This window comes from Nostoc sp. CCY0012 (genome assembly GCF_963920855.1).
Lineage (GTDB): Bacteria > Cyanobacteriota > Cyanobacteriia > Cyanobacteriales > Nostocaceae > Cyanocohniella.
The window spans coordinates 1-12,177 of record NZ_CAWUDM010000039.1; the positions used below are offsets into that span (position 1 = coordinate 1).

Annotated in this window: 15 protein-coding genes and 2 pseudogenes; 8 read left to right on the top strand and 9 right to left on the bottom strand. The window is 40.5% G+C overall.

The features are described from left to right. Nucleotides 1–144 precede the first annotated feature (144 nt). The 4 genes and pseudogenes from ACM0OS_RS13135 to ACM0OS_RS13150 form a co-directional block, all read right to left on the bottom strand. A pseudogene (locus ACM0OS_RS13135) lies at nucleotides 145–423 on the bottom strand (ISKra4 family transposase); the annotation flags it as partial. A 56-nt stretch (nucleotides 424–479) separates the two neighbouring features. Then, nucleotides 480–731 carry a hypothetical protein gene (locus ACM0OS_RS13140; RefSeq protein WP_414543633.1) on the bottom strand — a complete coding sequence of 84 codons (252 nt, stop codon included), beginning with the start codon at nucleotides 729–731 and terminating at the stop codon, nucleotides 480–482. A gap of 29 nt (nucleotides 732–760) precedes the next feature. Next, the gene (locus ACM0OS_RS13145; protein ID WP_414543634.1) at nucleotides 761–1,240 is read right to left on the bottom strand and encodes a hypothetical protein; all 480 of its coding nucleotides are present in this window, start codon (nucleotides 1,238–1,240) and stop codon (nucleotides 761–763) included. A 55-nt stretch (nucleotides 1,241–1,295) separates the two neighbouring features. Then, nucleotides 1,296–1,589 (bottom strand): hypothetical protein, encoded by a 294-nt coding sequence (locus ACM0OS_RS13150; protein ID WP_414543635.1) that lies wholly within the window; start codon nucleotides 1,587–1,589, stop codon nucleotides 1,296–1,298. 465 nt (nucleotides 1,590–2,054) lie between these two features. Between ACM0OS_RS13150 and ACM0OS_RS13155 the strand changes: the two genes are divergently transcribed. Genes ACM0OS_RS13155 through ACM0OS_RS13165 form a run of 3 tightly spaced genes read left to right on the top strand, consistent with a single transcriptional unit; the run spans nucleotide 2,055 to nucleotide 2,857 of the window. Next, entirely contained in the window at nucleotides 2,055–2,465 is a 411-nt protein-coding gene (locus ACM0OS_RS13155; RefSeq protein ID WP_414543636.1) for a hypothetical protein, read from the top strand. Next, complete coding sequence (locus tag ACM0OS_RS13160; RefSeq protein ID WP_414543637.1) at nucleotides 2,446–2,655, top strand: hypothetical protein; 210 nt, start codon at nucleotides 2,446–2,448, stop codon at nucleotides 2,653–2,655. The genes ACM0OS_RS13155 and ACM0OS_RS13160 overlap by 20 nt, the downstream gene beginning before the upstream one ends. Beyond that, complete coding sequence (locus tag ACM0OS_RS13165; RefSeq protein WP_414543638.1) at nucleotides 2,642–2,857, top strand: hypothetical protein; 216 nt, start codon at nucleotides 2,642–2,644, stop codon at nucleotides 2,855–2,857. Before ACM0OS_RS13160 ends, ACM0OS_RS13165 begins: the two co-directional genes overlap by 14 nt. Before the next feature lie 380 nt (nucleotides 2,858–3,237). Here ACM0OS_RS13165 and ACM0OS_RS13170 read toward each other — a convergent pair whose 3' ends face one another. Next, nucleotides 3,238–4,203, bottom strand: a complete 966-nt coding sequence (locus ACM0OS_RS13170) for an orange carotenoid protein N-terminal domain-containing protein (RefSeq protein ID WP_414543639.1) — start codon at nucleotides 4,201–4,203, stop codon at nucleotides 3,238–3,240. 563 nt (nucleotides 4,204–4,766) lie between these two features. On the opposite strand from ACM0OS_RS13170, the gene ACM0OS_RS13175 reads away from it, so the two are divergent. Then, the gene (locus tag ACM0OS_RS13175) at nucleotides 4,767–4,910 is read left to right on the top strand and encodes a helix-turn-helix domain-containing protein (protein WP_414543640.1); all 144 of its coding nucleotides are present in this window, start codon (nucleotides 4,767–4,769) and stop codon (nucleotides 4,908–4,910) included. Nucleotides 4,911–5,168: 258 nt separating this feature from the next. Here ACM0OS_RS13175 and ACM0OS_RS13180 read toward each other — a convergent pair whose 3' ends face one another. After that, nucleotides 5,169–5,684 (bottom strand): GNAT family N-acetyltransferase, encoded by a 516-nt coding sequence (locus tag ACM0OS_RS13180; protein ID WP_414543641.1) that lies wholly within the window; start codon nucleotides 5,682–5,684, stop codon nucleotides 5,169–5,171. Between the two features lie 121 nt (nucleotides 5,685–5,805). On the opposite strand from ACM0OS_RS13180, the gene ACM0OS_RS13185 reads away from it, so the two are divergent. After that, on the top strand, nucleotides 5,806–6,705 hold the full coding sequence (locus tag ACM0OS_RS13185) for an oxidoreductase (protein WP_414543642.1): 900 nt from the start codon (nucleotides 5,806–5,808) through the stop codon (nucleotides 6,703–6,705). Between the two features lie 76 nt (nucleotides 6,706–6,781). Here the strand turns inward: ACM0OS_RS13185 and ACM0OS_RS13190 are convergent, their stop codons facing one another. Both ACM0OS_RS13190 and ACM0OS_RS13195 read right to left on the bottom strand, forming a co-directional pair. Then, the gene (locus ACM0OS_RS13190) at nucleotides 6,782–7,120 is read right to left on the bottom strand and encodes a thermonuclease family protein (protein ID WP_414543643.1); all 339 of its coding nucleotides are present in this window, start codon (nucleotides 7,118–7,120) and stop codon (nucleotides 6,782–6,784) included. 82 nt (nucleotides 7,121–7,202) lie between these two features. After that, nucleotides 7,203–8,456, bottom strand: a pseudogene (locus ACM0OS_RS13195) (ISAzo13 family transposase). Nucleotides 8,457–8,754: 298 nt separating this feature from the next. Here ACM0OS_RS13195 and pyrC point away from each other — a divergent pair. After that, nucleotides 8,755–9,864: a dihydroorotase gene (gene pyrC, locus ACM0OS_RS13200; protein WP_414543644.1), complete on the top strand. Its 1,110-nt coding sequence runs from the start codon at nucleotides 8,755–8,757 to the stop codon at nucleotides 9,862–9,864. A gap of 40 nt (nucleotides 9,865–9,904) precedes the next feature. Then, nucleotides 9,905–10,936: an NADP-dependent oxidoreductase gene (locus ACM0OS_RS13205; RefSeq protein WP_414543645.1), complete on the top strand. Its 1,032-nt coding sequence runs from the start codon at nucleotides 9,905–9,907 to the stop codon at nucleotides 10,934–10,936. 5 nt (nucleotides 10,937–10,941) lie between these two features. On the opposite strand, the gene ACM0OS_RS13210 is transcribed toward ACM0OS_RS13205, so the two are convergent. Next, the gene (locus tag ACM0OS_RS13210; RefSeq protein ID WP_414543646.1) at nucleotides 10,942–11,679 is read right to left on the bottom strand and encodes a DUF2786 domain-containing protein; all 738 of its coding nucleotides are present in this window, start codon (nucleotides 11,677–11,679) and stop codon (nucleotides 10,942–10,944) included. Between the two features lie 68 nt (nucleotides 11,680–11,747). Here ACM0OS_RS13210 and ACM0OS_RS13215 point away from each other — a divergent pair, with 68 nt between their 5' ends. Next, entirely contained in the window at nucleotides 11,748–11,909 is a 162-nt protein-coding gene (locus ACM0OS_RS13215) for a hypothetical protein (protein WP_414543647.1), read from the top strand. Nucleotides 11,910–12,177 lie beyond the last annotated feature (268 nt).

Sequence of the window (12,177 nt, forward strand, 5' to 3'; positions counted from 1 at the left end):
ACCAGGTCAAGATTACAGCATTTCCACTCTTCTCTAGTAAGTTTTGCCACGCTAGGTTTTTTTTCAGGACTGACATTTTTAAGTGGTCTGCCTAGTGGTGGGCCACTAATTCTAATTCGGGAGGATCTCACTTTTTAAAGTAGCTCAAACCGACAATAATCCATTGAGGTAAGCGCAGCGACGGGCTAAGATTTGAGGCACATTTTCTCGTTTCCATTGTGTCTCGAAAAATTTTGTTCGATGGTCAACGAGTTCAACGACAAATTCAACTGAACCAGAACTAATTGAAACAATTTCTTTAAATTGATAATATTCATAGTTGATAATGCAATTGCGAGGTTTATCAAGATAAAGGCAAACGTTTTGTACTTGTTTGCCTTTATTATTTGTAAATAAAGCAATATTCGCCTCAAATTGACATTTTTATAGTAGATTCTATGCTTGTTTCAAGCGTTTATGTTTTTGTTAGTCATTCAAGTTTATTCACGCTTTTTTAAGCGCTTATCTTTGCCTAATAGAAAAACCACATAAAACCGCTTTACAAAAAATGGGATAGAAACTCTAATATCAACAATATGACGTTTATAAACACGGTCATTAAATACTTTTTCTATCTCAGTTAATTGTGTACTGGTAAAAGTAGCTAATATTTCAGGAGGAATACGAGCAAAAAACTGTCGTTTGTAAAGGTCATTTTGGGAAGAATTTTTGTTTGAACGATTTTGAGACATCTTGCTTTTTCCTTGACTAACAGTAAAATTTAAAAATCAGGACTGTGTTCATAATCCCAGCACTTATCATCACGCCAAACTCTGTTAGTGCGTTCACATTGTGATTTTTCATAAATCCAAGGAATTGATGTTGGGTAATACAGAGTAGATGTGAAATTCAGTGAAGACAATACAAAGGAAAATATTGTGAAAGTAGAAATAGATAGAATGATGGCAAATCCTATGATAAACAAGCTATTGCTAAGAGTCCAAAAAGGATATAACCCTTTTTCAGAGCGTAAACGTTTTTGAGAACGGCGTTCTACACCTGCTAAGAAAACTATATAAAATCTTAGTCTAGGAACTGGTATCGAAAGTCTTATATCTAAAAAACTATTAGAAGACTTCTTATAGGTAAAACTCCTTTTTAGGGCTTCTATTTGCTTATCTGTGAAAGTACTTGCAATTTGCGGATTAATCTGAGCAAAAAGTCGCTCAAAATTAGGATCAGTGTAATGGGTATTATTCATTTTATTATCTTAATATAGATTACTATTTCATCACTTATATCTTTTATTACGGACATTACGAAAAATAGGTAGTAATGCATAGTAATAATAAAGTAAGGAAATATCGTTCAATATTGGAACTATGCCTTGCCCTGAATGTAAGTTGCTCTTGTTTACTTATAAGTTTTCCACCACGAGCAACATTATATTTAGCATTTTTACATCTGATATTACTCTGATCATTAGATCCCCCAGGGCTGTGGGGCTTGATATAACTAGCGTACTTATCAGATAAATACTTTTCTGCATTACTAACCGCAGACTTGCCATTAATACCTGCTCTTTGAAAAGGGGGAATCTTGTCTAACATTTATTGAACTTGCACCCTAGTTCTTATCTGTTCACCAGACCTAATACCGCCTTTGTACATTCTACTCGCTGTACTTAAATGTAAGTCTGATAATTGGGCGTGCTAAACTTTAGTTGCGGCAGATGCGTTGACAGCAGAATTACGATGGGAATTATCATTCATGTACTTGTTTTCCTTAACCATTTGCTAAATATGGTATGAATTGACTTTATTTAATATTCCCAATTTTCTTTGATTTACAACTATTTTTATTAAGTTATTGTGAATATTTTGAGCTATTTTAAATGTTGATATTTACAAAATTGTTGTAATTTTCAAAAATATCTCATTAATAGACTCAGATTCCAAAACCCTCACCAACTTGGTAGCTGTTGAGTACTTGAGTGAATGACATGGTATACTACACCACATCTTTAGTGATGCAATGTGCTGTTTACTTGTTCCACCTCATCAATATCCACACGTATGAACATCGACCGATGGCAAGAACTCAAACAAAAACTGACTGTTGAACCAGACTTATCCGATATCTGGTTATTTTATATGGATCATTTTGCGGATCATCCAGAGTTTACTGAACTGGGTGAGCCTCTATATAATGAATATTTAGATAGTGTCATCCAGAAAACTTGTCAACAAATGTTTGGCAGAGCAATAAGAATTACTGACTTTTTGCCAATCTACATTGCACAGTATGGTTTTTTTCATGCCCCTTTCCAAGTTGAACGACGCATTGGGGGTGTAATTTATTTCGAGGATATTAAAATTGGATTAATTGCTGTATCGGCGGATTATCCTCCTACAGATGAAGTTAAGTATTCACGTTTTTCTGAGGTGCTTCGATTGCCGACACCTAATGGCAACGATCTCAATTGATATCAGGGAAAAGGCTCAATCCCACCAAAAGGATACTCCAACGAGCAAAGCCAAACATCTTGTGTCTGCTGCTAATAACGCCGAGGCGATCGCCCAACGATTAGAAGAATATGGCGATTTTCGTGTGCGGCGACTACCAGAAACTTATAAAGGGTTACGCTTTTTTGAAGTTGCAGATGCTGATTATTAATAGAGACTGTCAGAAAGAGCGCGATCGCATTGCTGCCGATCTGGATCGGCTAGAAAAGGAAGAACTAGAACGACTTACACAACAGCGAGAATTACAACGGGAGAAACAAGCACGACGCGGTTGGCAATGGCTAGCTTTTCTACTCGGTGCGATCGCTAGCTGTCTAATTTGTATGAAAGAGCTTGAAACTCAAGCACAGTAATAAGTTCCGTATGTTGATCGACTAAATATGTAGAAATAAATACACGCCAAATCTTAAATCTTAATAGTGCCGTCCTGCCCAGCACTAGCAAGTGTTTTGCTATCGGGATTGAAAAGCAACAGACCAAACTTGTAACTTGTGCGCCGTAAAAGTTGTGATTTCTTTACCAGTAGTGACATTCCATAATTTAACATCGCAATGGAAAATGGTATGCTTCCATAATTTTGGATGTAGACGATAATTTGCTAAAAAATAACCGCAAAACTGACTCCGTAGGCATCACCCGCCTTATATGCTGCCACGGAACCTCATAAGGTCAGTGGCGGGATATAAGGCGTAATAGTTAAGAAGTGCTACCCCAAATCAAAAGCGAACAAATTTTACCCGCGAGTTAAATTGAGCAGTTCTTTAGGAGAAGCAAGCAAATCAATCGCTACAAAGTAAATTTGGCCTTGGGGGTCGAGTAAAAATCGCCAAGCAATATTCATTCCCACATTACCTCCAAACCAAGGAGTTTCGACCGTACCAGTAATTTTGTGCTGTGTATAACCATCTTCTATGCTTTCCGAGATGCCTTTTGTTGGCTTCATTACCAATCCTTGTCCTTCATCCCGCAAATATGCACTGATAGCTGGCCGACCGACAATCGGTTTCTGAAATGGTGGTTGCAACGCACCGTTGCTAGCAAATAAAGCAACAGCAGCTTCAACATTATCTGCATTCATGGCTTCAATGTATTTTACTACTGTTGGTTCTGTTACGCCTTCAATAGTGAATTGGGGACTTTGAGATGTGCGTGGAAATGTAAAGTTAATGACTTCTGCCTCTTTCTCTTTTTTGGAAGCCAAAGCCGGATCGAACCCCATATCTACTACAGTATTACGTAGTACAGTAATTTGTTGACCTGGGTCGAGTTTCTGGACTGCCTCTAATACTGCTTTAACTTGAGCTGACATTTGATAGTCAGCCGGCATGGGAGCAACAATACCTTCTTTCATCCACTCTCCCAATTGCCACCAAAATCCCAGTTTAGCGTTGACACCAAAATATGCATACGAACGGCTGATAGAAGTCTCAGCGTTAGTAGCCAGATCCCTCATTAATTGAGTTTGTTCTTCATGAGACATCTGCTTAATTTGGTTGAATATACCTTCCATTAGTTGGAGGTTTGCTTTTCCTGGAGCAGCAGGAGTAATTGTGCTACCAAGCTCAGTGTAGGCGTACCAGAGAAATGCGAGTTGGTCATCAATATTAAGTTGAGCAAATTTGGCTGTAGTGGCTGGAACAGCATCAGCAACCTGAGTATTAGAGAAAATGCTGCGAGCAGACTCGATAGTATAACTCATGGTTGTCACCTCAGATTTACCTGATAATTGTTGACTTTTGGTTCTTTTTTGGAACTTATGGGATAAATCTAGGATCTTTTAAAAAGATCACACAACCAATCCTAGATATCTAAATCCCAAAGCTTAAACTCTCTGGTATCGTAGCTTATAAAGCTTAACAAAAGACTAAGATTTATCTGATGGATATCATTTAAAAAAATCATCTCAATTATGTTTTAATCTAGACTTATTCTTTAATCAAAGTAAAAATTTTGGTTTCTATTTTTACTAAAAAAATACATAAAAAGTAAATAGCATCTATCTAAATAAATAAATAACTAACTAAAAACTCTATCTGCAAAGGGATAGAGTTTTGTCAGTGGTTAATGGTTTAACCTCGTCCATCTTGAAACCTAGAGTTTTGTCAAAATTCTCAACCGCAGCAAGGTAGTGTCAGATTTGATAAGCTTCAGTCATCATCAATATCAGTTACTCTAATGTTAGTATTCTTAATACTTTGTAATATCTTGTTAAGATTAGGCTACTTAGCAATCTAATTCAGATTGCAAGGAAAGTTACTCCTAATGCTCAAGCAAGGTATTTCACTGGCAGAAGCCGCAAAACGTTTAGGTGTAAGTCAGAGCGATTTGTATGTGGCTGTGCAGAAAGGACAAATCCCAACTTTTAGAAGAGATAGAAGAACTGTTGTTCCTCCAGGAGCTTTATAAAGATTACCAAATTAGGCGAAGTTTCATTTCTGATTACAAGCTTTAAATGTTTTAAACCCCGCTAAATCATAGTTTTCAATGATTTTGAAGCGATTGTATTATAAGTCTGTTGGCTCACAATCGCTTCTATCTAATATTTGTTAATTGCATTTGAATACCAGCAATTCTAAAGCCTATCATTCATTTCTCCTGGCATACTTGAAGGCGATGGGTCATCAACTCCCATAAGGTTTTCCTTCAAGTGACCGCATTAAAAATCTAACTTTCACAGTGCCAATCTTCTCGGTTTAGGCGATATACAAAGCACTCATCATCACCGAAACAGCGATGCTCGATGAATTTGAAGCCAAGGCGTTCATAAAAGCGATGAACACGGGTATTGCTGGCTAGTGGATCAACAAGTATCGCTGTCACAAGCGGAGCAGCAAAGCATCTAGCAAGTGCAAGCCGCATCATTTGTGTTCCATAACCTTTACCCAAATCAGTCTCTTCCCCAATCCAGATATCAATCGCGCGAAGATTCGCCCCAACATCACCCCAGTAATGGCTATCTTCATGTGCTGGATTAATAATTTGGATAAATCCGAGAGGACGACCATCGATTTCAGCAATCAATTGTTCTCTCCAATCGGGAGAATGAGCAAGTTCTACCTCCCAGCCCCAGTCATCATTAGGATCTGAAGCAATCACATGAGGCTGCTCATCCCAATATTGCAACACATTCAAATCGGCTAAGGTGGCGGGGCGTAGGTTAATCACAACTTCCTTGGACATCGAACTTGTCTGAGCTTAGATCATCGTACAGCGTTGATCAGCTTGGCGATCGCTTACAAATTTCTGCCAAAAGATAGATATTAGCTGCTTGACCTTCAATCAGTTTAATTTGACAATACCTGTGTTTGAACTTACAGAAAAACCTTTATCTTTGGAAAAATCCATGAGTAAAGTTTATTTAATCACCGGAACGTCAACCGGATTCGGTCGCTCTCTAGCAGAAGCGGTTTTAGAGCGTGGTGATAAGGTTGTTTTGACGGCACGAAAACCTGAACAAGTGGCTCAATTGGCACAAGCACACTCTGACAATGCAATCGCCGTCCGCCTGGATGTAACCAAAGCCCAAGATAGACTTGCGGCTGTTCAAGCCGCCATTGAACAGTTTGGGCGCATTGATGTTTTAGTCAACAATGCGGGGCAAGGTTCTCTTGGAGCTGTGGAAGGATTTTCATCCGAACAGATCCGAAAACAGTTTGAAGTTAACTGCTTTGGTGTCATCGAAATGACTCGCTCAGTCTTACCAGTAATGCGTAGCCAAAAATCTGGTCATATTGTCAACATTACTTCTATCGGCGGTTTGGCTGCGATTGGCGGATTTGCTCTCTACTGTGCGACGAAATTTGCTGTGGAAGGTTTTTCTGAAGGTTTGCGTGATGAGGTTAAACCACTAGGTATTAATGTAACAATTGTCGAGCCTGGCGCATTTCGCACCAACTTTGCTGGAGATGCAAATATGCAGCCGTCAAACGAAATTGATGATTACAAAGCAGTAATTGAGCCGATTCAAAAATACCTTTACGGTAATAACGGAAAACAACCAGGCGATCCAAAAAAGGCAGCACTAGCAATGATTCAAGCTATTGAATCTCAGAATCCACCATTGAGATTGATGCTCGGAGCGGACGCTTACGGGCTGTGGGAACAAAAGCGGACAGCTGAACGGCAGGAATTTGAACAATGGAAGGAAATTGGAATTGATACTGCTTACGAGGACGCAGTAGTTGCACCAATTGGTGGGTAAAGCTTTCAAAGGCTTTCAGACATTGGCTTCTCTCAAATTAACATAACAGGGTTTCATAATTTAAGAAAACCGATAGTTATCTCTCACAACCAATCCCATCTTTATCCCGATCAAACCCATGCGGATCTGGTTGATTCACCCTAAATCTGCGGTAAGGAATATCACAGCAATCTAAATCTGGCAAATTCGGTGGAATGCAAAAATCCGGGTAGGAAGGATCGCACTCTTGCACTTGATTCTCTTGGGTGCTTTTTTGTCCCCGTCTAAAATCCCAAGGCATCACCGGCTGCAATTGATTCCAAAAGCCCAACTTTTGTACTTGGGCATCAGCTTCAGCCTGGAGATATTGGTCTTTAGCGCTGTTGCATCCTTGGAGATACTGCCTGTAGACAACAGCCTGACCTTCCTGCACCATCTATGATACGGTAATACTTCGGGTTGCCTTGAAACAGCCAGTAGGTTATTGTTTAGGAGTTATGTAAAAATAACTTGAACAATTAAGTGATTACTTTGGGTTTGATAATATAGTTCCACTCACCATGAAAGGAATTTCGTTCGATTGCGATAGTATCAAGCTCTTGGTCTGTAACCTTGATTCCTGTTTTGTAGAGATTTGGATCTAATCTAGCCTCAACTTCTAATCCTTGTGTGGTGGTAGTATTGCGAATTAGATTAATCACAACTTGCATGCTGGTCAATGGTCTGCCTCTCCAGTTTTGGGTAATGTGACAAAACAAGCGATGCTCAATCTTATTCCATTTACTTGTGCCTGGAGGAAAATGGCACACATGAATATTTTTACCAGTCTGGGTTGCTAATTCTTGGAGCTTCAGTTTCCACAATCGTGAGCGATAACTATTGCTACCACCGCAATCAGCCGTAATCATTATATGCTGGCTTGTTGGATAAACTTGTTTTCCCATTGAGTACCACCAATGACGAATAGACTCGACTGCAAACTCCGCAGTATCGTGGTCAATGCCAACATTTACCCATCCTTGATTTGAGGTTAAGTCATAAATTCCGTAGGGAATTGCCTTGCCCAATTTGGGGTCAACAAAATCATGCATCTTCACCTCAATTGGCTGTTCCTTCTCACACCACTCGCTTCCAGAATTTTTAAAATCTCCTATTAATTCTTTTTTTTTGGTATCAACTGAAATTACGGGTTCGTTCTGGGATTGAAAGTGCTTGACTTGCTTGGAAATATGTAAAAACTGGTCGTCCCTATCTGGATGAGATGAGCCATCACGAGTTTTACGATTTGATTGTAAGCTGTAGCCAAGCGATTCCAGTAAGTTGTAAACACTTTTAGGACTAGTCCTATGTCCGCCAATGTTTAATGCCGCAGCTAGTTTCACTACACTTTTAGAAGTCCATTTTAGAGGCGATTCTGGATCTCCCAGCGTTACTGGTTCAATCAGCGATTCTAAATCTGATAGCAGCATCGCGTCTTTTTCTTCCAGTAGTTTACGCCCAGCACCTGACGAACGAATTCGATTACTATCGCCATTCGAGGTTTCTTCCTCCGAAGCGTCTAACAATAACCTTATCCCAGCATGGATTGTAGTCCGGGATAGTCCAGTTGCGATGCCTACGGCGGGCTACGCCTACGCAACCTGACTCACACCCCCCCAACCCAAGCTTTGGGCTTCAATTGCTGCCCAGATACGCCGTGTTTTCTCGTTCAAATAAGGCGATAACGAATCGTACTTGTCTTGAATATTTTTGACTTCCTGGCTATTAGACATTTAACGCTGTAATTTGATTACATTATGATTGTCTAGCTATTTAGTAAATTGTTCAATTTATTTTTACATGATGCCTTATATACTAATAAGACAGCCAGGGAGTCTCAGTAGATTTACGATAGTAGTTCTGCTTAAGCAAATATAAAAATTTTAACCAAATACTTGCTGTGTCCTTATTCAGAGATGGTTTTAGCGTAATTTTTTGTTGACCTTCTCGGATTCCATCTGGTAAGCGGCTTTGAAGTGCAGTATTTAAATCTGATTCCAGAGAGTTCAGGTCTGAATATTTTTCTAAGGAGTGAACCGTCTTGAGAGCCTGCGTTCAATGGTGATCGCCCCTATTATAATGAGTCCCTTGTTACCGTTTTATAATGAAAGGATGCAAAAGCTTACCATCACCCGACCTGACGATTGGCATCTGCATCTGCGCGACGGTGCAGCACTGAAAGCGGTTCTGCCCTACACGGTGCGTCAGTTTGCCCGCGCGATCATCATGCCGAACTTAAAGCCCCCTATCCGCTCGGTGGCAGATGCGGCAGCCTATCGGGATCGCATCCTCGCCGCCATTCCAGAGGGGCAACAGTTTGAGCCATTGATGACGCTCTACCTCACCGACAACACCAGCCCCGACGACATTCTCCGGGCGAAAGAATCCCAGTTTATCAAAGCGGTCAAGTACTACCCAGCCGGTGCAACGACCAACTCAGACTCCGGTGTGACGGATATTCGGAAGAGCGATCGCGTCTTTGAAGCAATGCAGCAGGTGGACATGCCGTTATTACTGCACGGGGAAGTGACTGATAACGATGTTGATACGTTTGATCGTGAGAAGGTGTTTATCGAGCGACATTTAATCCCCCTCAAGCAGCGATTTCCCCACCTGCGGGTGGTGCTTGAGCATATTACCACCTCCGATGCGGTGCAGTATGTCCTGTCTGCCAACACCATCGCGGCCACAATTACGCCACAACATTTGTTGTTTAACCGTAATGCCCTGTTCAAAGGCGGCCTTCGCCCCCATTTTTATTGCCTGCCCATTTTGAAACGGGAGGAGCATCGTCAGGCTTTGTTGCAAGCGGCAACATCGCTTAATCCGAAGTTTTTTCTAGGTACCGATAGCGCTCCCCATACCCGCACCAGCAAAGAAAGTTCCTGTGGCTGCGCGGGATGTTTTTCGGCTATGCACGCCCTTGAGTTGTATGCCGAAGCATTTGAAAGCGTGAAAGCCCTGGATAAACTGGAGGCGTTCGCTAGCTTCTATGGCCCAGATTTTTATCAACTGCCGCGTAATACCGAGCGAATTACCTTGTCCAAAACAACTTGGCGCGTTCCTGATGAAGTTCCATTTATGGAATCTGGGCTTGTACCTTTGGGAGCGGGGCAGGAAATGACATGGCAACTGGTGTAAACTACCCAAATCAACACTCAGTCACATCCAATTAAAACTTATGACTAGAGCGATAAATCGACAGTTTCGGTTGGCTGCTCGTCCAATTGGTGACATTAAAGAAAGCGATTTTGAGTACCGAGAAGAGCTAATTCCCAGCCCCAAAGATGATGAAGTGCTGGTACGTACTATATATCTGTCACTAGATCCTACCAATCGGATCTGGATGAGCGATATCGACCAGTATATGCCTCCTGTTGAAATTGGGGAAGTTATGCGTGGCGGTATTATAGGTGTCGTTGAAGAGTCCAAAAATCCCAATTTTAAAAAGGGAGATTTGGTTTCTGGGATGCTCGGTTGGCAAGATTACGCCATCGCCCTTGGAAACAGCGGCTTTTCAATCACGCGATTACCTGATCCTCTACCTTGTCCGCTCAACGCATTTACCGGGCCACTGGGAGCTACTGGTTTTACAGCTTATTTTGGGTTATTAGACATAGGACAGCCAAAAGCTGGAGAAACTGTGGTCGTTTCAGCCGCATCTGGGGCAGTTGGTTCCATTGTTGGACAAATTGCCAAGATTAAAGGTTGTCGGGTCGTTGGTATCACTGGCAGTGATGAAAAGTGCCGTTGGCTTACAGAAGAACTTGGTTTTGATGCAGCAATTAACTATAAAACTGGGGATTTAGAAAAAGCATTAGCTCAAGCTTGTCCCAATGGAATCGATGTGTATTTTGACAATGTTAGCGGAACAATCCTTGATGCCGTACTAACCAAAATTAATCTGCACGCCCGCCTGCCTTTATGCGGTTTAATCTCAACTTATAATGCTTCAAAGCCTATTCCTGGCCCATATAATTACAGCCAAATTCTCATGAAACGCGCTCTCGTTCAGGGATTTATTATCTTGGATTATCTTCCCCGATTTCATGAAGCGATCGCGGAGATTGGAAAGTGGCTAAACCAGGGGAAAATTAAATATGCTCTTGAGATTGTCGAAGGCTTGGAAAATGCACCCAAGGCGATCCTAAAACTTTTCGACGGCAACAAAAAGGGAAAACTGATTATTAAAGTTTCTGATGAACCTGTATGAAAAATTTAGCAACTTTTGGGTAGATAGCGTTGACCCTGCCCACCAATCTGCTTGTTGAGTGAAACTTTATCCCCTGCCATCTGTCCAGCAATAAATCCATCTTGTGAACTACAAGACAACCTTTGATTTCGGCTTTTTAGATGCAACTTTTCAGAATATGCTTTCAACTCAGCATCCAGTTTTTCGTAGAGCGATCGCATAACAATGGCTGAAATTGCTGCTGAATTTTCGGAAGCTGCTACACCCTCACTTTTTTGTTTCTCGATACCCTCCAAAATTCTTGCATAAAGCCGATGTGCAGCACCTAATTTGAAAGCATTCTTAAAAGTGCGATCGCCATCCACTTGTTTCGCTAGTCGGTCAATTGTTTGCACTAAATGTTCAAACTGTATTCGCGTTGATTCATTATTAACAGGTCGTCCAAAAATTATCTGCTTGATTCGGTTTTTTTGTTTAACCCGATAAGCAAAAGAATAGTTAGCTTTGCAAACTGCATTCAGCAATATCCCTTTCCAAGAGCTTTGCCTTTGGGATTCGTTGAGAATTTGTTCTTCTATCTCTTGAGGTGTAGAATCTACTAAGTCTGCCATTGACAAATTATGGCGAGTTAGCATCTCTTGAGCTTTAGAGAAAGCTGCGAATGCCTCTGATTCATTAGGTGATTGAGAAAGGGAAAATAACTTTTTAATTTTATCAGCAACCTTCTCAATGTCTGGGGGATAATATGTAGATTTATTTTGCATGGCGTAATTTAAAATAATCAATCTCAGTCTACTTGTTATGATGACAGTATGCTGCCGAAAAAGGAGATGTGCAATTTATTTTGCATGACTACTTACAATCAATGGTCTTTTACCGAATGCGTAATCATTTTGGTCAAGCTAATTTGTATTTTGTAATTGATTCTGCTGCTCCCCTGTTAATTCACGTGGGACGCATGGGTGCAATGATTACATTGGCAGGTACGATGTAGATTCAGGTAAAATATAAGTAATCAATCTAAAATTTTATCTCTGACATTTTTGCTAAACTGACTTACCAAACCTTTCAACAAAGTAAAAGTTTCTTTGGTCTAACTCACAGAATGCTAAGTAAACAATTAAAAGATTTATTACTTCCAATACTTAGCCAGAGGACTCAATCTGTACCAAATGAGGTGTTATTTGATGTAGCTTGTGGAATTGGGCGTCTCAGATAATTACATTTTTACCAAAAATTATTTTTTTCTTAATTAAATGTTA

Bases quoted from the DNA above. Each gene is read 5' to 3' on its own strand.
- ACM0OS_RS13140 (WP_414543633.1), bottom strand. From the start codon at position 731: ATGTCTCAAAATCGTTCAAACAAAAATTCTTCCCAAAATGACCTTTAC.
- ACM0OS_RS13145 (WP_414543634.1), bottom strand. From the start codon at position 1,240: ATGAATAATACCCATTACACTGATCCTAATTTTGAGCGACTTTTTGCT.
- ACM0OS_RS13150 (WP_414543635.1), bottom strand. From the start codon at position 1,589: ATGTTAGACAAGATTCCCCCTTTTCAAAGAGCAGGTATTAATGGCAAG.
- ACM0OS_RS13155 (WP_414543636.1), top strand. From the start codon at position 2,055: ATGAACATCGACCGATGGCAAGAACTCAAACAAAAACTGACTGTTGAA.
- ACM0OS_RS13160 (WP_414543637.1), top strand. From the start codon at position 2,446: ATGGCAACGATCTCAATTGATATCAGGGAAAAGGCTCAATCCCACCAA.
- ACM0OS_RS13165 (WP_414543638.1), top strand. From the start codon at position 2,642: ATGCTGATTATTAATAGAGACTGTCAGAAAGAGCGCGATCGCATTGCT.
- ACM0OS_RS13170 (WP_414543639.1), bottom strand. From the start codon at position 4,203: ATGAGTTATACTATCGAGTCTGCTCGCAGCATTTTCTCTAATACTCAG.
- ACM0OS_RS13175 (WP_414543640.1), top strand. From the start codon at position 4,767: ATGCTCAAGCAAGGTATTTCACTGGCAGAAGCCGCAAAACGTTTAGGT.
- ACM0OS_RS13180 (WP_414543641.1), bottom strand. From the start codon at position 5,684: ATGTCCAAGGAAGTTGTGATTAACCTACGCCCCGCCACCTTAGCCGAT.
- ACM0OS_RS13190 (WP_414543643.1), bottom strand. From the start codon at position 7,120: ATGGTGCAGGAAGGTCAGGCTGTTGTCTACAGGCAGTATCTCCAAGGA.
- ACM0OS_RS13205 (WP_414543645.1), top strand. From the start codon at position 9,905: ATGACTAGAGCGATAAATCGACAGTTTCGGTTGGCTGCTCGTCCAATT.
- ACM0OS_RS13210 (WP_414543646.1), bottom strand. From the start codon at position 11,679: ATGCAAAATAAATCTACATATTATCCCCCAGACATTGAGAAGGTTGCT.